Source organism: Thermosyntropha sp., assembly GCF_017656155.1.
Taxonomy (GTDB): domain Bacteria; phylum Bacillota; class Syntrophomonadia; order Syntrophomonadales; family Syntrophomonadaceae; genus Thermosyntropha.
Genome location: NZ_JACDOH010000004.1, coordinates 1 through 22,762, shown reverse-complemented (window position 1 = coordinate 22,762; position 22,762 = coordinate 1). Strand labels below are relative to the sequence as shown.

Sequence of the window (22,762 nt, the reverse complement as noted above, 5' to 3'; positions counted from 1 at the left end):
TAACTTTTTTCAGATTATTTTGTTATAATAACTTAGATATTGATTATTCTCCGGCAAGGTAAATCTTGGCCGGATATATTTTTGTTAAGGTGAGAGAATATGAGTATTTTGATGGTTCTTCTGATGGGAATGACAGCAGGTATTTTAGGGGCTATTTTAGGGATTGGCGGAGGAGTTGTAATGCTTCCTGCTTCCGAAATTTTACTTGGGCTTTCTTCTCCTGTAGCGGTAGGAACTACTCTTTTTGCGGTTATTTTTACTTCTGTATCAGGTGCTTTTGGCCATTACCGTAAGGGAAATGTAGAAGTAAAAAGCGGGCTTCTGGTAGCATTGGGTGGAATTACCGGGGTGTGTGCAGGTTCTTATATATTCAAGCAATATCTGACGACTAATGTTGAACTATTAAAAGTTCTTTTAGGGATTATTTTTTTAATTATGGCAGCGAAAATGGCATGGGAGGTTTATGCTGGCTGGCAAAAAGGAGAGAAAGCAGATGAAACTAAAGAAAAGAAGATCCCTTTTTATTATTTGATTTTACTGGGCATTTTTACTGGAACCCTTACCGGACTTTTAGGGTTGGGGGGAGGCTTTATTATGGTGCCGGCTATGATGTGGATGCTTAATTTAAAGCCGGCAAAGGCAGCAGGAACTACTCTTCTGGCTATGCTTCCTATTGCGTTATTTGGAGGGATGATAAAACTCTTGCAGGGTTTTGTTGATTTTGAAACTGGATTTTTAATGGGATTGGGAACGGTTATTGGTGCCCAGATAGGGGTAAAAATATCAAATGTTATAAGGCCGGAACTTTTTAAAGTCTGTTTCACGATTATCTTTATTTTACTCGCTTTTGATTATTTACAGTCTTTTGTGCATATGCTTTTGTAGGATTTTATCTAAATAATTAATTTTTTATTGATCAGGAACGATATATATATTATGAGGTGATTATTGCTGTGACTTTTTGGGGTTGGCTTAAAAGAAATATATATTACAATAATAATTTATGGATATTGCTCTGGTGTTTAATTCTGGTTAATATCATGGCTTTCCTTGCTTTAGCCGGGATTTTTTCGCTTTTTTTATTGGTTATATTTTTAATTTTAGGAATTGCCGGCATATTGTTTATAAAGTCTCTGGCTTATTTTGAAGAAGAACAGGATTTAAAGGAAGTGAATAATCATATAATAATAAATAGGCTTATGCAGGAGATAAAACCGTTATGTGAAGAGATTTTTGAAAAAGAAATAAAAGCAGCAGTTGAACCGCTGTCAGAAGAAATATGTGAAGATTTTGAAGAAGATTTGGGGCAGCTTTGGGCAACCGGCCAGGATTTTGCCAATGAAGTAGATAAGATTATCGGAGAGATAGATCCAGTTTTAAAAATAGTAAGAACTACCACCGATGAAAGATATAAGTTGGTTGAAAGGCTTAAAGAGGATATCGAGCTTATTTATAATATAACTAAAGAATTAAGATATATGCGGGAAAAGAGCAGCGATGACCTTTCCCGGGTTATAGATAATAGAAAAAACGGATTAAAAAGTGCGTTAAACGCTGAAAAAGAAATTTTTTATGAATATATACACAAATTATTGCTTGAGCAATTGAAGGACTATAGGGAAGAACAGGATATAGCCCAATATTTTGATGTTTATAAACTAGCTGATCAGTTTACAGGCGTACTTAAGAAATCTCTAGAGAATCGCTTAAATATATTTAGAGACGAGATAGCTAAAGATTTAGAAAATTATTCGGCCGATATAGTAGGGAAAATGCAAAAGTATACTTTAAAGATAATGAATGTATTTGATGAAATGGAGGAAAATTTAAATAAGCTGGTGGAAAACGGTAAAAATGAAAGTGTTTTAGTATTAAGAAGATTAAATGAGGAAGTGCTGCAGGTATCTTTTTTGCGGGAGAAAGCTGGAGAAATAATGCTTACTTTATCATGGCATGATATTTTATTGGAAAGAAGATGGCAGAAGCAGAAGGAAGATTTGGAAGCTCTAAAATATAAGGTATTAAATGAAATAGACGAAGAATTATTAGAAGGTGTAAAACAGATTATAGAACAGGAAATACCAGGAATTTCTTATTTTATCAATAATCCTAAGCAGGCCTTATGGTATAAGATGCTTTTAGAAGCAGAGCTTATTTATCAGGTTTTTAAAGAGAAAAAGCTTAATGATGTTATATCTGATGGGGTTTATTCTCTGCTTTTTTTTGTTCTGGTTTTAGAAGATTTAGTAAGGCAAAGCATCCGGTTTAGCGAAGAAGGCTTACGCATAAAAAGAAGTTTGAAAAAAGCAGCTAAAGATGGAGAACACCGGGAACTTTTTAATAATATAAAAGAATTGCTAAAAATAGATAAATCTGAATTAGAAGTTTATCTGGAAGATGTTTATCCCCGCTTATTTTATGCCTTTTGTAATAATCCTTATGTAAGAATAATTCCAGATAATTTAAACCTGGCTGCCTGGTTTTTATTTATTTTTATGATCGGCGGAGAGGTTAAAGATGATGAAATTTATCTTTTAACTGGTCTTTTGCTTATAGGACATAAACTTAGGAACAGTTATCTTGACCCTCTAAAAAGTGAACCGTTAAGTCTAAAAAAAGAATATGAGCTTGATTTTATGCGATATCTTTGTTATCGTGCAGTAGGAATTATCGTTAATAAAGAGATAAATGGTGTGGTCAGTGTAAGTTTTAAAAATATGTAAAGACACAGGGGGAGATCCTGTGTCTATTAAGTTTTATTTAATTTCCAAGTTTTTTGTCCGTTAAGGTATTAAGATTTTTAAAATCTTCTTCTAAATATTCGCTTGAGCTGGCATTTTGCAAAAAGTAGATGGTATTTTCAATACGGGTTTGGCTGGCTCTTATTTCCTGCCAGTATTTTTCTTCTTCGAACAGGTTCATGCAGTCCTGCAGATTGTCAGCCCGGCCAGTTTCCAGATAATGTTTGAATGTTTCTAAGGTTTTGACTTCCTGATAATCAGAATGAACAAATGATTTTTCAATGATAGTATTGTAAATATCTAAAGCCCTGGAAGCATTTTTGGCTCTAAGTTCTGCTTCCTGCACTTCGTTCAGACATTTTTTTAAAAATTCATGTTTAAAGTTTTCCCAGTTTTTAAGGACTTCTTTATATCTATCGCAGGATTTTTCGTATTCCCGGTAGCGTATATAGTAAATTTTCCGTTCCTTATGGTATATTTCAGAATTTTTAGCTTTATTTTTTTTGCTGAAATTGAAAAAGATGATATTATCTTTACTTTGAGCTGTATCTTCCGGCTTATGAGGCTTGGGTGGCAGATTGTCCGGTTCAGGAGGCATCAGGTCCTCCTGTTCTAATATAGAAGAACGATTCTCCATGAATTTATTAAGATAATTTATGTGCCGGTTTAATATTTCGATTTCTTTAAGACTGGTTATACACATGTTTATATCTTTTAAAAGTTCTTCTTTGTTTTTACAAGATTTTTTGCTGTTTTTACGGGCTTTATAGTAGGTGTATACCTCTTTTTCAATATCTGGGCTTTGGTGCAGCCTTTCTAGAATGTCTAAATCTTCAGCCGTAATTACTTCAGATGCTTTGCTTTTGGTAAAGTAAAAGCAGGTATTGGTCGTGGGATAATAATACGGACCTATGATTTCGAGATATTCGTTGTCTAAAAATGCTTCTACATCTTCTATTATTTTAAGCTCTTCTTCAAAAAAGGAAATCCATTCTTTTTGCGGGGATTCTGAAGGGTTTTCTTCAGTCAGGCTGATGTAATATTGTACTGGTATTTTAAGGCTTGAATTATAATAATAGAATAATACTTTATCTGGAGAATAACGGTCTAAGACCGAGAAATCAAGGGAATCAGGATTTTCCTTGTTTAAAAAAGTAAAAAACATCTTTCATCCTCCTTAATCCTGCTGTAAATACTACATACAATAACAACTATTTTCTATATTTTCCTTAAAATCCCTTTTTATAAAATTAATTTTTTGAAATTTTTTATAAAAAAGGAGGAATTTTTATGCATGGTGATTTGCCCTGGTTTGTTAAAGATTTGAAGGAGAAAGATCCGGAGTTTTTTGATTATTTAAAGCAAGTAATAGAATGTGCCATGACGCCTTCCGCATTGGATGAGAAGACAAAGTATCTTATTGTTTTGGCTTTAGATGTAAGCAAAGGAGCTGCTGAAGGAGTAAAGATCTTATCTAAGAAGGCACGCGAGCATGGAGTTACGGAACAGGAAATAAGAGAAGTTGTAAGATTGGCTTATTTTGTAAGCGGGATGGATGTTATAAAAACATCTTTATCAGCCTTTGAATAAATTTATTTCTTAAATTTGCCAGCAAAATAGCCATTACTTGAGGGAAATATAAGAATAAACCAGATTAAAAATTATAAGGACAGGGGTGATGGCTATTAACAAAAAGAATAGTAAGAAGACCAAAATTTTAACGGAGAAAGATCGGCTTAAGGTGGAGATAGCAAAAGAATTAGGTTTATGGGAGCAGATTGAAAGAGAAGGCTGGGATTCGCTCAGTAATGCGGCCTGTGGAAGAATTGGAGGAATTATGAGCAAGCGGCTGCGACAGACAAGAAAAGAAAAAGCTTAACTTATAAAAGAGAACCCTTTGAGGGGTTTTTTTTTTAATTAACAAGGTGCTTTTTTGCGGTATAATAAATTAATATAAAATTTAAAGACATTTTTTGGGGAGAGAATGGTTATGGGCTCAGATTTTGTGCATCTACATAATCATACAGAATACAGCCTTTTAGATGGTGCATGCCGGATTAAAGAACTGGTAAAAAAGGCTGCAGAAATGGAGATGCCAGCGATAGCTATTACTGACCATGGAGTCCTTTATGGAGTAATTGATTTTTATAAAGAAGCTAAAAAGCATGGAATTAAGCCAATAATCGGCTGTGAAGTTTATGTAGCTTTGCGCAGCCGTTTTGATAAAGAACCGCGGATAGATGATGATCAATATCATTTAGTTTTGCTGTGTGAAAATGAAATTGGATATCAAAACTTAACTGAAATGGTAAGCAAAGCTTACATAGAGGGATTTTACTATAAACCCCGGGTAGACAGGGAGCTCTTAGAAAAATACAGCAAAGGGCTTATAGCTTTATCGGGATGTGTGGCGGGAGAAATTCCGCGCCTTCTTTTGAGGGGAAAATATGATGAGGCTTTAGAAACGGCGAAATATTATGATGAGGTTTTTGGACATGGCAATTTTTATTTAGAACTGCAGGATCACGGACTTGAAGAAGAAAAGAAGGTATGCCAACAGTTGAAAAAAATAAGCGAGGCTACGGGAATACCTATGGTGGCTACGAATGATGTGCATTATATTAATCAGAACGATGCTGCAGTTCATGATGTTTTACTTTGCATTCAAACCGGATCAAGTATCGATGACGAGAGGCGCCTTAGATTTCCAGGATCTCAGTTTTATCTGAAGTCGGCGGAAGAAATGGAGGGGTTATTTGAACTTTATAAAGGAGCAACCCGCAACACCTTAGAAATTGCGGAAAGATGTAACCTCGATTTTAAGTTTGGGCAGTTTCATTTGCCCCATTTTGATATTCCGGATGGATGGACAGATGAGTCTTATCTGACTGAACTGGTATGGAAAAAGTTTAAAGAAAAATATCCCTGCCCGTCTAAGGAACTGGAGGATAGACTCCGCTACGAACTGGAAATAATAAATAAAATGGGATTTGCTGCTTATTTTTTGATTGTACAGGACTTGGTTAATTGGTCTAAAGCTAATAAAATCCCGGTGGGACCGGGAAGAGGTTCGGCAGCAGGTAGTTTGGTTTCTTATGTTTTGGGCATTACTACGATAGATCCGATTAAATACGGTTTACTTTTCGAGAGGTTTTTGAATCCAGAAAGGATAAGCATGCCGGATATTGATATTGATTTTTGCTTTGAAAAACGGGATAAGGTTATTGAATATATAATAAGCAAATATGGAGCAGATAAGGTGGCGCAGATTATTACTTTCGGAACTATGGCGGCAAGGGCGGCAGTTAGAGATGTGGGTCGGGCGCTGAATGTTCCTTATACAGAAGTCGATAAGATTGCTAAAATGATTCCCGCTGAGTTAGGGGTAACTATAGATAGGGCTTTAGAAATCTCACCTGAACTGGTAAACGCTTATACCAGTGACTATACAACCCGTAGAATAATAGATATTTCCCGCGCACTTGAAGGTATGCCCCGTCATGCCTCTATACATGCAGCAGGGGTGGTTATTGGACGGGAAAAGCTTACTTCTATACTTCCACTGCAGAAAACGGCGGAAGGGCATATAGTAACCCAGTTTGCTAAGGAAGCCGTAGAAGAAATTGGTCTTTTGAAAATGGATATATTAGGTTTAAGAACCCTTACGGTTATAGATCGGGCGATAAATATAATTGAAAAGGTGCGGGGGATAAAGCTGGATATAGAAAATATTTCTTTAGATGACCCGAAAGTTTATGAACTTTTATCCCGAGGAGATACTATAGGTGTATTCCAGCTGGAAAGCGATGGCTTGAGGCGCATACTATCTGAGATGAAGCCTAACCGATTTGAAGATATAATTGCAGTTATAGCTTTGTACCGCCCCGGACCTTTAGGAAGCGGTATGGTGGAGGATTTTATAAACCGCAAACATGAGAAAGCTGCTGTTGAATATCTGCATCCTTTGCTTGAACCTATTTTAAAAGAGACTTACGGGGTTATCCTTTATCAGGAACAGGTGATGCAGGTAGCAATAAATCTCGCTAATTTCACTCCCGGTGAAGCAGATGTTTTAAGACGGGCGATGGGCAAGAAAAAGCCGGAAGAGCTGAAGGCGCAACGGGATAAGTTTATAAAAGGTGCACTTGAAAATGGTATAAACGAAGAGATAGCCGGACGGCTTTTTGACATTATGGAAAGTTTTGCTGGTTACGGCTTTAACAAGAGCCATTCTGCAGCTTATGCTATGATTTCTTATCAGACTGCTTATCTTAAAGCCCATTATCCATTAGAATACATGTGTGCTTTTTTAAGCAGTGTTATTGATAACCAGGATAAAGTAGTTTTTTATCTAAAAGAATGTCAAAGGCTGGGCATAAAGGTTTTGCCTCCGGATATTAATGAAAGTTTTGAAAATTTTACCGTGGTAAATGATGGGATAAGGTTTGGGCTTGGGGCGATAAAAAATGTTGGAATTAATGCAGTTAAAAATATTGTGGAGACGCGAAAGGAGAGAAGATTTACTTCTTTTTTCGATTTTTGTTTACGGGTAGATTTAGGGATTATAAATAAGAGGATGCTGGAAAATCTTATTGCTGCCGGTTGTTTTGATTCTTTAGGGATTACCCGTCAAGGTGCTCTGAAGGTTATGGAAGAGTATATGGATTTAGCGGTTAAGATAAGGCAAAGTGAAGACAGCAGCCAGATGTCACTTTTTGGTGAGGCCAAAGTCATGCTTGAAGAACCTCCTGTTCCCGACATAAAGGAATTTCCGATAGAGGAATTATTACAAAAAGAAAAGGGGGTTCTAGGATTTTATGTTTCGTGTAATCCTCTGGAAAAATACCGGTCCGCTTTACCGCTGATCACCACTCACAGCTTAAGCGAATTGGCTGTTTCCGATGAGGAAGTTTATGCCAGAGTTGCGGGAATGGTTACTGATTTAAAAAAGAGGGTAAGCCGCAAGGGGGAAAGCTATGCCCGGTTTTTTTTAGAGGATTTAAGTGGAAGGCTTGAAATGTTTCTTTTTCCTTCATCTTACCGGGAAAATATAGCTAACATAAAGTATGATATGCCAGTGATAGTAGAAGGTTTTTACAGTGCACAGGATGATGAACCTAAACTGGCGGTAAGAAGGATAAAAAGTATCCCCAGGGAAATCAGAGAGCTTCATATCCGCCTTCCTGAAGTTAAAAAAGCGGAAGGAGAAGAGGAAAGGGATATTAAAAATAAACTTTTAACCTTGTTTTCACAGCACAGAGGAAAGGTTAAGATTATTTTATATCGTCAGGGATTAAGGCCTTTAATGTTAGATGATAAGTATAATGTTGAGGCCAATATAAAGCTAAAGCAGGAACTGGAGAGCATATGTGGAAAGGGGAATATATGGTTTAATTGAAGAACATAAGGAGGGGATTTTATGGAACATAATTGTGTCAATTGTGCGGAGGCAGACTACATTGTTGTTAAAGCCTTGGAAAACGGAGTTACGATTATTGGACTCACCAGAGGAAAAGATACCAAGTTTCATCATACGGAAAAGTTGGACAAAGGAGAGATTATGGTTTTGCAGTTTACTGAACATACTTCTGCTATGAAAATAAGGGGACAGGCAGAAATTTATACCCGCTATGGATTGATTATGAGTGAAAGCAGTCAACCAGGAAAGAACCTTTGAAGATAAGGATAAAAGGGAAGTTTATATAAAAGGGGCAGGTTTTGAATGAGTGGGAAGAGATGTAATTTGGGGGCAGATGAGGGAATTTGAAAGATAGAGTTGATATTTTACATTAAGTATTATGAGGTGAAAAGATGAGAAAAACTAAAATAATATGTACTATTGGTCCTGCTAGTGAAAAAATGGAAATACTTGAACAGATGTTTGCTGCAGGGATGAATATTGCCCGGCTTAACTTTTCCCACGGCACTTATGAAGAACATCAAAGAAGGATTGACAACTTACGCAGGTTAACAGAGGGGAAAAAAGAACCTCTGGCAATAATGCTTGATACAAGAGGGCCGGAAATAAGGACTGGAAAGCTAGAAAAAGGTAAAGTTAAATTGGAAAGCGGGCAAAGATTTATTTTGACTACTCGGGATATTATTGGGAATCAGAACGAAGTTCATGTAAATTATCCGCATTTACCTGAGGAAGTTGAAAAAGGAACCTTAATATTATTATCTGACGGCCTTATAACCCTTATGGTGGAGGATATTAAAGGAACAGAAATAATCTGCCAGGTAGTTGATGGAGGGGAACTGGGAGAGAAAAAGGGAGTAAATATTCCGGGAGTGTCTATTAACCTGCCTTTTATAAGCGAAAAGGATAGAGAAGATATACTTTTTGGTATTAAAAATAATGTGGATTATATTGCGGCTTCTTTTGTTAGAACAGCTGATGATGTCCTGCAGATAAGGCGTATACTGGAGAGTAAGAGTGCTGATATTGATATAATTGCTAAAATAGAAAGCCAGGAAGCGGTTAATAACCTGGATGATATAATCAGGGTAGCAGATGGGATCATGGTAGCCCGAGGCGATTTAGGAGTAGAGATACCGGCAGAAGAAGTTCCTCTGGTTCAGAAGAGAATAGTTGAAAAGTGTAATCAAGCCGGGAAAATGGTTATTATAGCTACCCAGATGCTTGAGTCCATGATAAATAATCCGCGTCCAACCCGGGCGGAGGTATCTGATGTGGCCAACGCTATATTTGAGGGTGCTGATGCCGTAATGCTTTCTGGAGAGACAGCGGCTGGCAAATATCCGGTTATTGTAGTAGAGACTATGGCCAAAATTGCGAAAAAAGCTGAAGAGGATTTGCCATATGAAGATATTTTGCGAAAAAAAGGTTTGAATCGCACTAAATCGGTTACGGATGCTATAAGTTATGCTACCTGTGCGACTGCTTCTAATCTTGATGCTTCAGCTATAATTACGGCTACCCGCAGCGGACACACAGCAAAAATTGCAGCTAAATACAGACCTCAGGCGCCGATTATTGCGGCTACTCCTGATATGCAGACTTTTAACAAATTAGCATTGGTATGGGGAGTATATCCAGTTTTGATTAATGAAACCGAAGGAAGCGATGCTCTTTTTCAGGAATCTATCAGCAGGGCGTTGGAGTATGGATATGTTAAACATGGGGATTTAGTAGTCCTGACGGCAGGAGCTAAAACCAGTGTTTCAGGAGGGACTAATCTCTTGAAAGTGCACATAGTCGGAGAAATTTTACTAGAAGGAATGGGTATAGGAGAAACTGTAAACGGCAAGGTTAAAATTGTTGTTTATCCGAAGGATGTGGCTAAAATTGAGCCGGGAGACATAGTTGTTACAACCGGTGCAGATGAAATGTTGGCTCCGTTTTTAGATAGGATTTCAGGTTTGATTGCCGAAGAAGGAGGACTTACTTCCAATGCAGCCATTATGGGGCTTAATTATAATCTGCCGGTTATTGTGGGAGCTCATAATGCTACCCGTATTTTAAAGGATAATATGATGATAACTATGGATACGCCCAGAGGCAAGGTTTACCGCGGTTTAGCTAAGGTTAAATAGAAATATAAAAGGGGATACCTTTAGGTAGCCCCTTTTTTTACGTTTTAAAGTTTTATGGCTTAAGCATTTAAACAGTGCAGACCGAATTTATTAAAAGAGTGGTTTAAGCTTAAGGCCATACAACTTTCCTAGTTAATAAATATTATCTGCCTTTGAATTCAGCTTTTCTGTTTTCTAAGAAAGCTGACATGCCTTCTTTCTGATCTTCAGAAGAGAAGAGAATAGACCAGCCTAACTGTTCTAAACGGCTTCCGGTCTTAATGTCGGTATTCATTGACATATTTACAGCATTTTTGGCTTCTCTAATGGCTAAAGGTGATTTCTTGCACAGCTTTTTAGCAAATTTAATAGCAGTGTCCATAACTTCAGCTGCAGGAACTACCATGTTAACAAGGCCTATCTTTTCTGCAGTAGCGGCATCAAAGAAATCTCCAGTGTATATATACTGTTTGGCTATGCAGATGGATGCGGAACGCGGAAATCTTTGAGTTCCTCCAGCTCCAGGGAATATACCAAGGTTGATTTCCGGAAGCCCTAAAGTAGCATTATCTGCTACGATACGGATGTCAGATGCCAAAACCATTTCTAATCCACCGCCTAATGCTAGGCCGTTTACTGCAGCAATTACTGGTTTGTGGTTATCTTCAATAGCAAAGATAGTTCTGTGCACTTTATCCAGGAAGTCTCTGGCCTGGAAAGCATTATAATCTTTAACTGCCTTCAGGTCAGCACCGGCGGCAAATGCGTTTTCATTACCGGTTAGTATTATTACTTTGACTTCGGGATCATCGTTAGCCCCGGTTAAAATTTCATAAGCTTCGTCTAAAACTTTAACATTCACAGCATTGAATGCTTTGGGGCGGTTGAGCTGTATTATACATATGCCAGGATCTTCCATTCTGACAAGAATCGTTTCATATTGTTTTTCGCGATATGACATAATTAACCTCCTTCTAATTCCCCCGCTTAAAAGCTATTTCTTCTGGCTGTAGTCATAGAAGCCGCGACCAGTCTTTCTGCCGAGCCATCCAGCACGGACATATTGTTTGATAATTGGAGCAGGACGGTATTTGGGATCTCCGGTTTCTCTGAAGAGAACATTGCCGACTTCTAAGGCTATATCCAATCCAACCATGTCAGCCAGTGTGAACGGACCCATCGGCCAGCCAGCACCTAACTTCATAGCTTTGTCAATGTCTTCAATTGTAGCTAAACCTTCCATAAGGATGAAAGCAGCTTCATTCATTCCAGGGATGAGTATTCTGTTAACAACAAAGCCAGGACCTTCTTTTACTTTTATAGGTTTTTTGCCGATTTCTTTGGAAAGAGCTATTATAGTTTCAACAGTTTCTTCAGAGGTCTGCAGAGCAGGGATAACTTCGATTAAAGCCATAACCATAGCAGGGTTGAAGAAGTGCATACCGGCTACTTTTTCCGGTCTAGCATAAGTAGCGGCTATTTCGGTGATAGACAGTGAAGAAGTATTGGTTGCTACTACCACTTCAGGTTTAACTATATCAGAAAGCTTCTTGTAGACTTCTTTTTTTATGTCTATGTTTTCAACTACAGATTCGACGACGAAGTCTACATTAGCCATATCTTCTAGATTAACGGTTCCAGTGATATTGCCTAATACAAAGTCTTTAGCACCAGCAGGAGCTTGTCCTTTTTCTTCGGCTTTAGCCAGCCCTTTGCTGATTTTTGCAATACAGCCGTCAACTATTTCCTGTTTGATATCATATAAAACTACCTTCTTGCCTGCACCAGCAAATGCCCAGGCGATACCCATTCCCATAGTTCCGGCACCTAATACGCCAACTTTTTCAATAGCCATCATATAACCCCCTCAAAATTTTTTAAAATAAATGTAAGTTCAAATAATAGCAGGCTACTAAGCTGCTTGTTTTTTTACACCACCCCCCTAGGCTGGATCTGGAAAAACCATTATGACCAATTATCATACCCTTTAAAAAAGAGTATGATAAAAAGCTTCTGAGATTGTCCGTTTATATTTTATTAATAGATATTAACAAATTATTCCTTTATAAGGGTATATACAATGGGGAAAAATGAAAGGGTTATTCATTCCACTCTCCACAAAATAATAATACCATATTTATCAAAGAAAAGGTTATATGATTTTGATGATTTTTATGAAAAAGAAAAAAAAGAAATATTCAAAAAAAATCGCGGCTCTTCTAGCCGCGATGGGTAGCTTTAATCTGTTCGAAGGTTCGATTGATTTGCACTTGATTTATTATTAATTCTAAGGTTAGGGAATCTAAGATTCCGGTAGGAGGAAGATTATGTTTTTCTTGGAAATCCTTCAAGAATTGGCTGTATTCATCTTCATCTGACATACCGAGTTCTTTAAGCATAGATATAACCTGTGCTTTTTCTTCTTCGGTTAGAGGTAACTGTTTTCCGGTATCGGAGATATAGATGTAACGAAAGGATTTACGGCTGGGTGTGTTTATGAGCTCGCTGGTATCAGCAGTATTAGTTTGATTTTGTGTGTTTTTTTCAATTTTTTCCTGTATATTTTCTTCTTGTTTCTTGTTTATGTTTGAGGACAAATTTTGGCTTTGCTTAAGCTGGCTGTTTTTTATTATGACATCGGCATTGGCTGCCATACTTAGGGTGGTTCCGCTTATAATAGCTGCGGCTAATATCAGGGAAAAAAACAGTACATATTCTTTCCGCATTGCCATTTTCTCCTTTTTAATTTAATGAAAGTTATCATCCATAATCAAATTTTAAAATGTTGAGAATAATTTGACAATATCAATATTTATTAGCTGGTAATAAAAAAAGCAGTTATAAACTGCTTTATAATCCCTATGGTGCCAGAGGTGGGATTCGAACCCACACGCCAAAGGCACACGATTTTGAGTCGCGCTCGTCTGCCAATTCCGACACTCTGGCCCTTACTATTTACTTAAGACGCAAATATTATTATAATGACCAATGAATCTGTTGTCAAGATATATAAAATGAGAATAAAATATGGTGAGAAACATTTTATATTGCTTATGCTGTTGTCCATAAAATATCGCCAAGATTTTATCCATGCATTACATTATGAGGAATTAAGTTCAAAAAGGATTTTAGTTTGTTTTGCCGAATCCTATGGGGAAGGAGATAGGTAAGGCTATTTATAAGTGAGATTACACTGAAGGGGAATAATGCTATGCACTCAGACGAGCAGTTAGTTAAAAAGAGCTTGCAGGGAGATGTTGAAGCCTTTGATGAATTGGTTTTGAGATATCAGAATAAGGTATATGCTTTAGCTTATAGATATATGGGAAATGAAGAAGATGCCTATGATATGACTCAGGAAGCATTTTTGAAAGCGTTCAGGTCTTTAAGAACTTTTAAAGGCAATTCAAGTTTCAGCACCTGGCTTTACCGGCTGGTTACAAATGTCTGTTTAGATGAGTTGAGACGGCGAAAGCGCCGCATTGTCCCTTTATCTTTAGATGAACCTTTAGCTACTAGAGATGGTGATGAAGTAGAAAAGGAAATAGTTGATCCTAATCCTACGGCTGATATATTGTACGAGAGTAAGGAGTTTGCCGAATACATATTGTCTTTTTTACATCAGATGAAACCGGAACATAAGGCGGTTATAGTTTTGCGTGATATGATGGAGTTGAGTTATGAAGAAATTGCACAGATATTAAATTGTTCAGTGGGGACTGTTAAGTCGCGCATAAGCCGGGCTAGAAATATTTTGCGAAAGAAAATAGAAGAGAAGGAACTTTTATTTTAGATTCCTCGTCTAAAAAAACGAGGAGGAAATTGACATGAGATGTGAACAGATAAGGGATTTATTATCACCTTATATGGATGATATGACAAATGAAAAAGAAAATAGGCTTGTAGAATCTCATCTTGTCGGATGTCAAAGTTGCCGTGAAGAATTAGAAAGGATGAGGGTTATAGCTTCATGCCTTAATAAGCTGGAAGTTCCGCCTTGTCCCGAGGAATTGGCTCATGATGTGCGCAGGAGGCTTTTGGAAGAAAAAAGCAAGGTTTTTTCTTTGCGGGAGGCTCACCGGCCTAAAAGACGGGGCTGGATTGCAGCTGTTGTTGCTGGATTTGCCCTTATGATAGGTATGTATGCCAGCAGTGTTTTGCCTTTAGGTAATATAGTTGTTTCATGGCAGGATAAGAAGGCTGAAGAGGATAAAAAAGTAGCCGTGATTGATAAGGAACCTTTCGACCGGATAATAAAAGCTACCGGATTTTATGAAAATGATGATGCAAAATTTGTTGCTGATGCAGATAAAAATAAAGCAAATAATATAAGTCATGTAGAAAAAACTGAACCTTCAGATGTTGGCCAGTCTGACAGTTCTATGAGTTCGAGCGGAAATAAAAAACTTGATGTTAAGTCAGATGATGAAAACATTGATGTTAGATCACATGACAGCACACCTAAATTAGCAGAGCAGACAGCAGCCCGAATTAAAGTAGATGATTTAAATAAGTCGGTGGGTGATGTTATTAAAATTGCTCAGGCCAGCGGAGCTGAATATAAAATAAGCAGCGGCAATATGCAGGCTATGTCCGGGAATGCAGTTAGAGAAATAGAAATTACAGTCGAAAAAAATGAAGCTGAAGTGGTTTTACAGCAGTTGAGTTATATTGGAGAAGTAAAAGAAACTTCCAGGAGCCAGGTGGAATTAACCCAGGAATATAATAAGATAGAGGCTGAGATTGCAGCAGTTACTGAAGAGTTAAACCAGGCTAGGGACGAAGAGAATGAAGCAAAAACGGCTGAACTTGAAGAAAAACTTAAAGAATTGAATGCAGCAAAAAATGAGCTCGAAAGTCAGATGAATAAGGTTACTTTGAAAGTTTATCTGGTGGAGGAAGTTACACATTAATTAAAAAAAGGAATATGGATATTAAAAACACAAGGAGATAAAAAGTCTCCTTGTGTTTTTATGTTTCTGCTTTTTTGTTATTTTTTAGCCTAAAGGAGAAAAAGAGAGGTTATAATAAACAAGAATAAGCCTATTGGGAGTGAGTAGTAATGAGTCATCGGAAACTTATGCTTATTGATGGAAACAGTCTGCTTTTTAAGGCTTTTTATGCCCTGCCTCTTCTAAGTAACCGAGAAGGAATTTTTACCAATGCAGTTTATGGTTTTTTATCTATGTTTAATAAAGTTATAGAAAATGAAAAACCTACTCATGTCGTAGTAGCTTTTGATAAAGATAAAAAAACTTTCCGAAAAGAAATATATGAGGGCTATAAGGCAAACCGGATTTCTGTACCGGAAGAGCTTGCTGTCCAGTTTCAGCTTATACGCGAGGTCTTGGACGCCCTTAACATAACTTATATAGAAAAAGAAGGTTATGAAGCAGATGATATAATAGGGACATTGAGTAAAAAGGCAGAAGAAGCCGGCATATGGACAATTATTGTAACAGGTGATGGAGACGCCCTCCAATTGGTTTCTGAAAAGGTAAAAGTTTTGATGAGTAAAAAAGGAATAAGTGATATTGTAGTATATGATGTAGATGAAGTAATGAAAAAATGGGAAGTTCCCCCGGAAAAGCTTGTTGAAATTAAGGCTTTAATGGGGGATTCATCTGACAATATTCCCGGGATTGCTGGAATTGGCCCTAAAACGGCGGTGAAACTGATTAAGGAATACGGAACTCTTGAAAATCTGTATGAACATTTGGATGAAATAAAAGGCAGGAAAATATCGGAAAATTTAAAAAAACAAAAGGAAATCGCCTTTTTAAGTCGCACATTGGCTACCATTAAGCGAAATCTGGATATAGAATGTGATTGGGAGAGATTTGAACGAAGGGAGCCTGATTTAAAAAGGCTTATTCCTTTATACCAGCATTTGGGATTTAACAGTTTTTTGAAGGAGTTTAGGCCGGAAGAGGGTGAAAGTACAGAGAAAAATTTGGAAAAGGGGCTTTGTAAAGATGTTATCTATATAGATAGTGAAGGCGATGTGGCAAAATTATGGAAAAAGGTTCAAAAGGCAAAAGAAATAGCGTTAGAGTTGGAAGCTGATTATCATCACCCTATGTGGGCCAATCTTAAAAAGGTGTTTTTGGCGGTTTCTGAGGAAGTTTACTGTCTTGATTTAAAGGAAGATGAAAAAAGATTACAGTGGTTAAAGCCGCTCCTGGAAGAAAAAGAAATGAAAAAGATTGTGCATAATGCTAAATTTATGCAGGTTCTTTTGGCACGCTACGGCATAGAGCTGCAAGGTATAAAAGGGGATACGCTTCTTTTGGCTTATGTGAATGATCCGTCTTTGGAAGCTGATGATATATGTATTCTTTTTCGCAAATTTTTGAATAAAGAGGTTCAAAAAGATGATTTCCCTTTGTTAACCTTTATGTTGCCTGAGCTTTACCATGCTATTTATGAAGATACTCCTTCCGAACTTATAACCCTTTTAGATAATGTTGAAATGCCTATGTCAGATATTCTTGCCCGAATGGAACTCATGGGAATAAAGGTAGATGCCGAAGTTTTAAAGGGTTTGGCGGAAGATTTTGCGGTCCGGATCAGGCAGTATGAAGATAAGATTTTTGAACTGGCAGGAAAAGAGTTTAATGTTAATTCACCCAAACAGTTAGGACAGGTATTATTTGAAGATTTAGGCTTAAGGGTAGTTAAAAAGACTAAAACCGGGTATGCCACAGGGAGTGAAGTCTTGGAAGAACTGTACGATGAACATGAAATAATTCCATATATATTAGGCTACCGCCAGCTTGCTAAACTTAAATCTACCTATACTGATGCCCTTATCAACCTTATTCATCCGGTAACGGGTCGGGTACATACCATTTTTAAACAGGCCCAGACGCTAACGGGCAGGTTATCAAGTGTGGAGCCTAATCTTCAGAATATACCGGTGAAAATGGAGGAAGGAAGAAGGATAAGGAAGGCCTTTGTAGCTAAAGACAGCGAATATGTACTGGTATCGGCTGATTATTCTCAGATAGATTTGCGTTCTTTGGCTCATATCAGTGGAGATGAGGTTCTTATTGATACTTTTGCCCGGGGGATAGATATACATAAACGGACAGCAAGTGAGATCTTTGGTGTTCCTCTAGATAAGGTTGATGAAGATCTGCGCCGCCGGGCCAAAGCGGTTAATTTTGGCATTATTTATGGAATAAGCGATTTTGGATTGGCCAGGGACACGGGGGTAAGCAGGAAAGAGGCCAAGAGGTATATAGAAAGCTACCTTAACAGCTATCCAGGGGTAAAAAAATATATGCAGGATATAGTTGAATACGGCAAAAAATACGGGTATGTGGAGACTATCTTAAAACGAAGGAGATATCTTCCTGAACTTAACTCTAGAAATAAAATGCTGCAGTCTTTTGCCCGGCGTATGGCATTAAATACCCCGATACAGGGAACTTCTGCTGATATTATAAAACTGGCGATGATAAAAGTTGATGAAGAATTTAAAAAGAAGAAACTTAATGGCAGGCTGCTTTTGCAGGTGCATGATGATCTGATTTTAGAGGTTCCTCGCTCTGAACTGGAAGAAACGGTTGAGGTTTTGCGTTTTTGTATGGAAAATGCCATAGAGCTTAAAGTTCCTCTGGAAGTATCGATTAAGTTTGGGTCTAACTGGTATGAAATGGAGCCATGGAAAGAATAAATGACAGGAACAGGAGGTAAAAACTTGCCAGAACTGCCAGAATTAGAGACTATAAAAAATTCTCTGAAGAGTTTGATTACAGGGGCTGAGATTAAGCATATAGAAATAAAACGGGAAGATGTTGTAAGGCTTAATCATTATAATCCGGAAGAAGCCTTGGAAAGGAAAATAGTTGAAGTTGGCCGGCGGGGGAAATTTTTGATTTTAAAACTGGAGGATAATTACAATATAATTTTGCATCTGGGCATGAGCGGACGCTTTTTTATCGTGGAAGAGGGGGTAGGACTTGATGAACCGCATATTCACGGGACATTTTATTTAGATAACGGCAAAAAGCTTATTTTTAAAGATCCGCGCCGTTTTGGGGGCATATGGTTTGCCAAAGATCTAGATAATTTTTTTGTTCGGATGGGAAAAGAGCCTTTGACTGAAGAATTTACTCCGGAATATTTGAAGAAAATTTTTAAAAACCGCAAAACGGCAGTTAAGAATTTGCTGCTCGATCAAAGCCTTATTGCCGGTATAGGGAATATATATGCGGATGAAGCCTTGTTTGCAGCCGGCATAAGACCAGATAGAAAAGCTTATTCTTTTAAAGACAGGGAATTGGAGGTTTTATGTGAAGCAGTAAAAGAAGTTTTAAAACGTGGAATAGAGGAAAGAGGAACTACTTTCAGGGATTATAGAGATGGATATGGCAGAGAAGGGAACTTCCAGAATTTCCTTAATGTTTATGGGCGGGAAGGAATGCCTTGCAGACGGTGTGGAACCGGAATAGTAAGGAAAAAGATAGGGGGACGTAGCAGTTTCTTCTGCCCCAATTGCCAGGATTGATATTATCACACTTTATTACTTCTATCCATATAGTAGATATAAAGTTGTTAATGGATAGGAGTGGCTGAAAGTGGAGTTATTAAAGATTTTGTTATTTGCTTTGGCGGTTAGTGCAGATGGATTTATGGTGGGGATTGCTTACGGTCTTAAAAGAATAAGTTTACCATGGTTTTCCCTTATTATCATCTCTGCTGCTTCAGCTTTGGCTGTTACCTTTTCTATGTTGTGCGGACAGGGATTGGCTTTTTTCCTTTCACCAGTCCTTGCGCGCGGAAGCGGGGCAGTAATGCTTATTCTGGTGGGCATATATTTTTTTATCTGTGCCTGTCGTGAAAAAATATCAACTTTGCCGGAAGAAAAGAAAACTATAGTTAGTTTTAATATAAAATCACTAGGAATAATTGTGCAGATATTAAAAGAACCGGATAAAGCTGACTTTGATGCTTCAGGAGTAATAAGCAGCAAAGAAGCTTTTTTTCTGGGGATCGCTTTGGCTATGGATGCTTTTGGGGCTGGTTTAGGGGCAGCTATGACGGGATTTAATATTTTATTTACTGCTACATTGGTAGGTATGTTAAAATTTATTTTAATAAAGACAGGTTTTTTTGTTGGAGGTCTGGTAAAAAGCCAGAAGTATAAGTATTTGTCAGCTTTAGCTTCGGGATTTATTTTTATAACTATTGGAATGAGCGAATTTTTTTAAAAAGATGGTGATAATATGCGGATAATAGGCTTGACCGGAGGTATTGCCAGCGGTAAGAGCACAGTTGCTAAAACCCTAGCTGAACTTGGGGCTTATGTTATCGATGCCGATAAAGTTGCACATATGATTATAGAACCTTATAAGCCTGCTTGGTATGACATTGTCGAGGAATTTGGAGAAGAGGTTCTGAATGAAGATAAGACTATAAATCGGGAAAAGTTAGGGGAAATAGTATTTAATGATCCGGAACTTTTACAAAGGTTAAATAGTATTACCCATCCACGAATTATGGAGTTTTTCAAAAAGGAATTGCAGAGACTTAAGGTTGAAAAGCCTGATGCGGTTATAGTATTTGAGGTGCCGCTTTTGTATGAAACCCATATGGATCGTATATGTGATGAGGTATGGGTGGTATGGGTAGACCGTGAAACTCAGATAGAAAGACTCTGCAAACGGGATAATATAAGTGAGGAAGATGCTTTAAAGCGAATTGAAGCTCAGATGTCGTTAGATGAAAAAGCAAGAAGGGCAAAGGTAGTTATAGATAATCGCAAAGATATAAAGGAAACAATAGCTAATGCGGTTAAATATTTCAATGAAATAAGCTAAATTCGCCAATATATTATTTAAAGTAACAGTATATATATCTATTTTACTGGAGGTTTTATATATTGAGAAAGAAAAAGTCTATTAATCTTTCTATTTTGATTTGGGTTTTTATTCTGATTTTTATGGCGGTAGTTTTGACCTTTCCCAAATGGATTACCGTTTTTTATCCTAAGCCCCATAGTGAACTGGTATTTGCCGAAGCTTATAAGAATGATATAGATCCCTACCTGGTTTTTGCTATAATCAGAACAGAGAGTAAATACCAAACTTCAGCGGTTTCTTCTGCTGGAGCAAAAGGACTTATGCAGATTATGCCGGATACTGCTTCCTGGATAGCGAGTAAAAAGGGGATAGAGAATTTCACTGTAGATTCTTTACACGATCCTGAAGTAAATATAAGCTTAGGTTGTTGGTATCTTGCCGATCTTTATCGGGAATATGATGGAAATGTCCCTTTAGTTATAGCCGCCTACAATGCAGGAAGGGGTAATGTTAGAGAGTGGGTGAACCAGGGCATATGGGATGGGGATATTGAGGAAATTGATAAGATACCTTTTCCTGAAACCAGAGAGTATTTAAGTAATGTTCTAAAGTCTTATGAAGCGTATAAAGCTATATATGAAGAGTAAAGGAAACCGGGGATTATCCCGGATATTTTTTTAAACATACAAGGAATATATTTACTCAATAGTTAATATATTGTTATAAGGTTTGTTGTAATGGGGGGGTATCTGTGTATCTTACATTTCGTCGTGCAGCAGTGATTACTTCATGGATTGGACTGGCCATATTAATAGTGGGGATTATATATGCCCAAAATAAGATAATATCAGTATCGAGTCTGGATTCGCGTCCTTTTAATATTGCAGTTGTAGGTGAATTAGAACAATTATCTCCTTTTAATCTTGAAAAACAGGAAGAAAAACTTATTGCATCTGCCATGTATGAAGGTTTGGTGGACTATGACGAGAACAGCCGGAGTGTAAAACCTAATCTGGCAGTAAATTGGAAATATTCATCTGATGGTAAAAGTTTGATTTTGAGCTTAAAGCCTAATGTTCGATTTCATAATGGCAAATTGTTTACAGCTTATGATGTAAAAAAGTCTTGGGAAAAAAATTTTACAGAGACTAAGCAGATGTCGGATCTGAGCCTGTTTTTGACAATTGTTGGCAGCAGGGAAAGGTTGGAAGGAAAAGCCGCAGAGATAAAGGGGATTGAAGTTTTGAACAAATACACGGTTAAGGTAAACTTTAAAGAACCTAATGCAGCATTTATTTATATGCTTACCAATCCAATTTTCTGGATATATGATGTAGATGATAAAGTTGCGGTTTTTCCGGGAACCGGACCTTTTATATTTAAGGAATATAAGGATGAGACTATAATTTTAGTGAAAAACGAAAAGTATCATCGGGGAAAACCATGTATTTCCGCAATAAATGTAAAATTGTTCAATGATCCATATACAGCTTTAAATGAGTATAAGGCTGGAAAAATTGATTATCTTGGGCAGGTGCCGTTAAAAGAGGTAAAAAATTTTAAGTCCAGCGATGAGTATAAAAATCTTTATATTGAAAAAAATCTTTCCGAGATTTATGTTTATGGATTCAATCTGCATAAAGAGCCTTTTGCCGGAAATTATCAGCTTAGAAGAGCACTAAATTATGCGATAGATCGGGAAGCTATAATACAAAATGTTTTTGGTGGATTGTCCAAGCCTCTGAAAGGGATTATTCCTTCCGGGATATCCGGATATAAGAGTGATATGCTGGGATACTCATATGATCCGGAAAAAGCTAAAAAACTTTTAGAAGAAGCCGGATATCCGATGGGACAGGGGCTTAAACCCCTGGTGCTTAGCTATAACCAGGACGAAGGACATCGGGTAGTGGCCCAGACCATTGCCCAGCAGTTGGGGATGCTGGGTATTGAAGTTCAGCTTCAGCCTTTAGAGTGGGAATATTTTAAAAAACAGCTGGAAAAAATGGATTTGACCTTTTTCCGTTTAGGGTGGTCCGCAGACTATCCAGACGCCGACAGTTTTTTATACAGTTTGTTTCACGGTAAAATGATGGGAATTACTAACTATTCAGGATATTACAATCCCCAGGTAGATAAACTGCTTGATGCTTCGAGGGCAGAAACCCGAAGTTATCAGGAAAGGATAAAACTGCTTAAAAGAGCTGAAGAAATAATAACTGATGATGCAGCTTGCCTGTTTTTGTTTCAAAAAAGAGTTTTTGCACTTAAAGGAAGAGATGTAAATAATCTTACCCTTGATTCTATGGGTATGATAAACTGGGAGGAAGTTGAGCTTTTAAAGCCTTCGGTTGGTGAGAAAACTTAAATTTGAAATATAGGTGTTGACACAAAATATGAGCTATTGTATAATAATCTCCGCTGGAGTAATTAAATTTTTATATGTGTCGGAGTGGTGGAATGGGCAGACACGTACGTTTGAGGGGCGTATCCGTTAAGGGTGCGGGTTCAAGTCCCGCCTCCGACACCATGATTGGAATTTAAAATCAGGGTAGAAAGTGCCCTGATTTTTTGTTTTTTGTGGGTTTTTATAAAAATACCATAAAGAAAGAAGAAAAAATAGGTTCTACAATAAATGTTGGGGTAGGAGGAAAATAAAAAGCATTGGGTCGAATA

Annotated in this window: 19 protein-coding genes and 2 tRNA genes; 16 read left to right on the top strand and 5 right to left on the bottom strand. The window is 37.4% G+C overall.

The features are described from left to right. Nucleotides 1-99 precede the first annotated feature (99 nt). Nucleotides 100-885, top strand: a complete 786-nt coding sequence (locus H0Z36_RS05000) for a sulfite exporter TauE/SafE family protein (protein ID WP_296864152.1) — start codon at nt 100-102, stop codon at nt 883-885. Between the two features lie 68 nt (nt 886-953). Beyond that, nucleotides 954-2,723, top strand: a complete 1,770-nt coding sequence (locus H0Z36_RS04995) for a hypothetical protein (protein WP_296864151.1) — start codon at nt 954-956, stop codon at nt 2,721-2,723. Nucleotides 2,724-2,760: 37 nt separating this feature from the next. Here H0Z36_RS04995 and H0Z36_RS04990 read toward each other — a convergent pair whose 3' ends face one another. Further along, entirely contained in the window at nt 2,761-3,906 is a 1,146-nt protein-coding gene (locus H0Z36_RS04990; RefSeq protein ID WP_296864150.1) for a hypothetical protein, read from the bottom strand. A gap of 125 nt (nt 3,907-4,031) precedes the next feature. Here H0Z36_RS04990 and H0Z36_RS04985 point away from each other — a divergent pair, with 125 nt between their 5' ends. From H0Z36_RS04985 to pyk, 5 genes are all read left to right on the top strand, one after another. Further along, nucleotides 4,032-4,331 (top strand): carboxymuconolactone decarboxylase family protein, encoded by a 300-nt coding sequence (locus H0Z36_RS04985; RefSeq protein WP_296864149.1) that lies wholly within the window; start codon nt 4,032-4,034, stop codon nt 4,329-4,331. A gap of 88 nt (nt 4,332-4,419) precedes the next feature. Next, nucleotides 4,420-4,620 (top strand): small, acid-soluble spore protein, alpha/beta type, encoded by a 201-nt coding sequence (locus H0Z36_RS04980; protein ID WP_296864148.1) that lies wholly within the window; start codon nt 4,420-4,422, stop codon nt 4,618-4,620. Nucleotides 4,621-4,731: 111 nt separating this feature from the next. Continuing rightward, a complete protein-coding gene (locus H0Z36_RS04975) occupies nt 4,732-8,139 on the top strand; it encodes a DNA polymerase III subunit alpha (protein ID WP_296864147.1) in 3,408 nt (1,135 codons plus the stop codon). Between the two features lie 21 nt (nt 8,140-8,160). After that, nucleotides 8,161-8,418, top strand: a complete 258-nt coding sequence (gene mtrB, locus H0Z36_RS04970) for a trp RNA-binding attenuation protein MtrB (protein ID WP_296864146.1) — start codon at nt 8,161-8,163, stop codon at nt 8,416-8,418. 134 nt (nt 8,419-8,552) lie between these two features. After that, on the top strand, nt 8,553-10,298 hold the full coding sequence (gene pyk / locus H0Z36_RS04965; protein ID WP_296864145.1) for a pyruvate kinase: 1,746 nt from the start codon (nt 8,553-8,555) through the stop codon (nt 10,296-10,298). A gap of 142 nt (nt 10,299-10,440) precedes the next feature. Here the strand turns inward: pyk and H0Z36_RS04960 are convergent, their stop codons facing one another. The 4 genes from H0Z36_RS04960 to H0Z36_RS04945 form a co-directional block, all read right to left on the bottom strand. After that, nucleotides 10,441-11,238 (bottom strand): enoyl-CoA hydratase-related protein, encoded by a 798-nt coding sequence (locus H0Z36_RS04960; RefSeq protein WP_296864144.1) that lies wholly within the window; start codon nt 11,236-11,238, stop codon nt 10,441-10,443. A 33-nt stretch (nt 11,239-11,271) separates the two neighbouring features. After that, a complete protein-coding gene (locus H0Z36_RS04955; protein WP_296864378.1) occupies nt 11,272-12,126 on the bottom strand; it encodes a 3-hydroxyacyl-CoA dehydrogenase NAD-binding domain-containing protein in 855 nt (284 codons plus the stop codon). A 370-nt stretch (nt 12,127-12,496) separates the two neighbouring features. Then, entirely contained in the window at nt 12,497-13,003 is a 507-nt protein-coding gene (locus tag H0Z36_RS04950) for a peptidoglycan-binding domain-containing protein (RefSeq protein WP_296864143.1), read from the bottom strand. A gap of 136 nt (nt 13,004-13,139) precedes the next feature. Next, nucleotides 13,140-13,223 (bottom strand) — tRNA-Leu (locus H0Z36_RS04945). Nucleotides 13,224-13,488: 265 nt separating this feature from the next. On the opposite strand from H0Z36_RS04945, the gene H0Z36_RS04940 reads away from it, so the two are divergent. The 9 genes from H0Z36_RS04940 to H0Z36_RS04900 all read left to right on the top strand — a co-directional run bounded on the left by H0Z36_RS04940 (nt 13,489) and on the right by H0Z36_RS04900 (nt 22,616). Further along, complete coding sequence (locus H0Z36_RS04940) at nt 13,489-14,070, top strand: RNA polymerase sigma factor (protein ID WP_296864142.1); 582 nt, start codon at nt 13,489-13,491, stop codon at nt 14,068-14,070. Between the two features lie 34 nt (nt 14,071-14,104). Next, nucleotides 14,105-15,190, top strand: a complete 1,086-nt coding sequence (locus tag H0Z36_RS04935) for a zf-HC2 domain-containing protein (protein ID WP_296864141.1) — start codon at nt 14,105-14,107, stop codon at nt 15,188-15,190. 149 nt (nt 15,191-15,339) lie between these two features. Further along, complete coding sequence (gene polA, locus H0Z36_RS04930; protein ID WP_296864140.1) at nt 15,340-17,958, top strand: DNA polymerase I; 2,619 nt, start codon at nt 15,340-15,342, stop codon at nt 17,956-17,958. A 24-nt stretch (nt 17,959-17,982) separates the two neighbouring features. Next, the gene (gene mutM / locus H0Z36_RS04925; protein ID WP_296864139.1) at nt 17,983-18,792 is read left to right on the top strand and encodes a bifunctional DNA-formamidopyrimidine glycosylase/DNA-(apurinic or apyrimidinic site) lyase; all 810 of its coding nucleotides are present in this window, start codon (nt 17,983-17,985) and stop codon (nt 18,790-18,792) included. A 70-nt stretch (nt 18,793-18,862) separates the two neighbouring features. Beyond that, nucleotides 18,863-19,495 carry a sporulation membrane protein YtaF gene (gene ytaF, locus H0Z36_RS04920; protein WP_296864138.1) on the top strand — a complete coding sequence of 211 codons (633 nt, stop codon included), beginning with the start codon at nt 18,863-18,865 and terminating at the stop codon, nt 19,493-19,495. Nucleotides 19,496-19,510: 15 nt separating this feature from the next. Next, the gene (coaE, locus tag H0Z36_RS04915) at nt 19,511-20,104 is read left to right on the top strand and encodes a dephospho-CoA kinase (protein WP_296864137.1); all 594 of its coding nucleotides are present in this window, start codon (nt 19,511-19,513) and stop codon (nt 20,102-20,104) included. A 62-nt stretch (nt 20,105-20,166) separates the two neighbouring features. Beyond that, on the top strand, nt 20,167-20,733 hold the full coding sequence (locus H0Z36_RS04910) for a lytic transglycosylase domain-containing protein (protein ID WP_296864136.1): 567 nt from the start codon (nt 20,167-20,169) through the stop codon (nt 20,731-20,733). Between the two features lie 104 nt (nt 20,734-20,837). Next, nucleotides 20,838-22,454 (top strand): ABC transporter substrate-binding protein, encoded by a 1,617-nt coding sequence (locus H0Z36_RS04905; protein WP_296864135.1) that lies wholly within the window; start codon nt 20,838-20,840, stop codon nt 22,452-22,454. 78 nt (nt 22,455-22,532) lie between these two features. Beyond that, a tRNA-Leu gene (locus H0Z36_RS04900) sits at nt 22,533-22,616 on the top strand. The last annotated feature ends 146 nt before the right edge of the window (nt 22,617-22,762 follow it).

What these genes read in the sequence shown, in the direction of transcription:
- H0Z36_RS05000 (WP_296864152.1), top strand. Translation starts at nt 100, where the DNA reads ATGAGTATTTTGATGGTTCTTCTGATGGGAATGACAGCAGGTATTTTA.
- H0Z36_RS04975 (WP_296864147.1), top strand. Translation starts at nt 4,732, where the DNA reads ATGGGCTCAGATTTTGTGCATCTACATAATCATACAGAATACAGCCTT.
- pyk (WP_296864145.1), top strand. Translation starts at nt 8,553, where the DNA reads ATGAGAAAAACTAAAATAATATGTACTATTGGTCCTGCTAGTGAAAAA.
- H0Z36_RS04980 (WP_296864148.1), top strand. Translation starts at nt 4,420, where the DNA reads ATGGCTATTAACAAAAAGAATAGTAAGAAGACCAAAATTTTAACGGAG.
- H0Z36_RS04960 (WP_296864144.1), bottom strand. Translation starts at nt 11,238, where the DNA reads ATGTCATATCGCGAAAAACAATATGAAACGATTCTTGTCAGAATGGAA.
- H0Z36_RS04935 (WP_296864141.1), top strand. Translation starts at nt 14,105, where the DNA reads ATGAGATGTGAACAGATAAGGGATTTATTATCACCTTATATGGATGAT.
- coaE (WP_296864137.1), top strand. Translation starts at nt 19,511, where the DNA reads ATGCGGATAATAGGCTTGACCGGAGGTATTGCCAGCGGTAAGAGCACA.
- H0Z36_RS04950 (WP_296864143.1), bottom strand. Translation starts at nt 13,003, where the DNA reads ATGCGGAAAGAATATGTACTGTTTTTTTCCCTGATATTAGCCGCAGCT.
- polA (WP_296864140.1), top strand. Translation starts at nt 15,340, where the DNA reads ATGAGTCATCGGAAACTTATGCTTATTGATGGAAACAGTCTGCTTTTT.
- H0Z36_RS04985 (WP_296864149.1), top strand. Translation starts at nt 4,032, where the DNA reads ATGCATGGTGATTTGCCCTGGTTTGTTAAAGATTTGAAGGAGAAAGAT.
- H0Z36_RS04990 (WP_296864150.1), bottom strand. Translation starts at nt 3,906, where the DNA reads ATGTTTTTTACTTTTTTAAACAAGGAAAATCCTGATTCCCTTGATTTC.
- H0Z36_RS04940 (WP_296864142.1), top strand. Translation starts at nt 13,489, where the DNA reads ATGCACTCAGACGAGCAGTTAGTTAAAAAGAGCTTGCAGGGAGATGTT.
- mtrB (WP_296864146.1), top strand. Translation starts at nt 8,161, where the DNA reads ATGGAACATAATTGTGTCAATTGTGCGGAGGCAGACTACATTGTTGTT.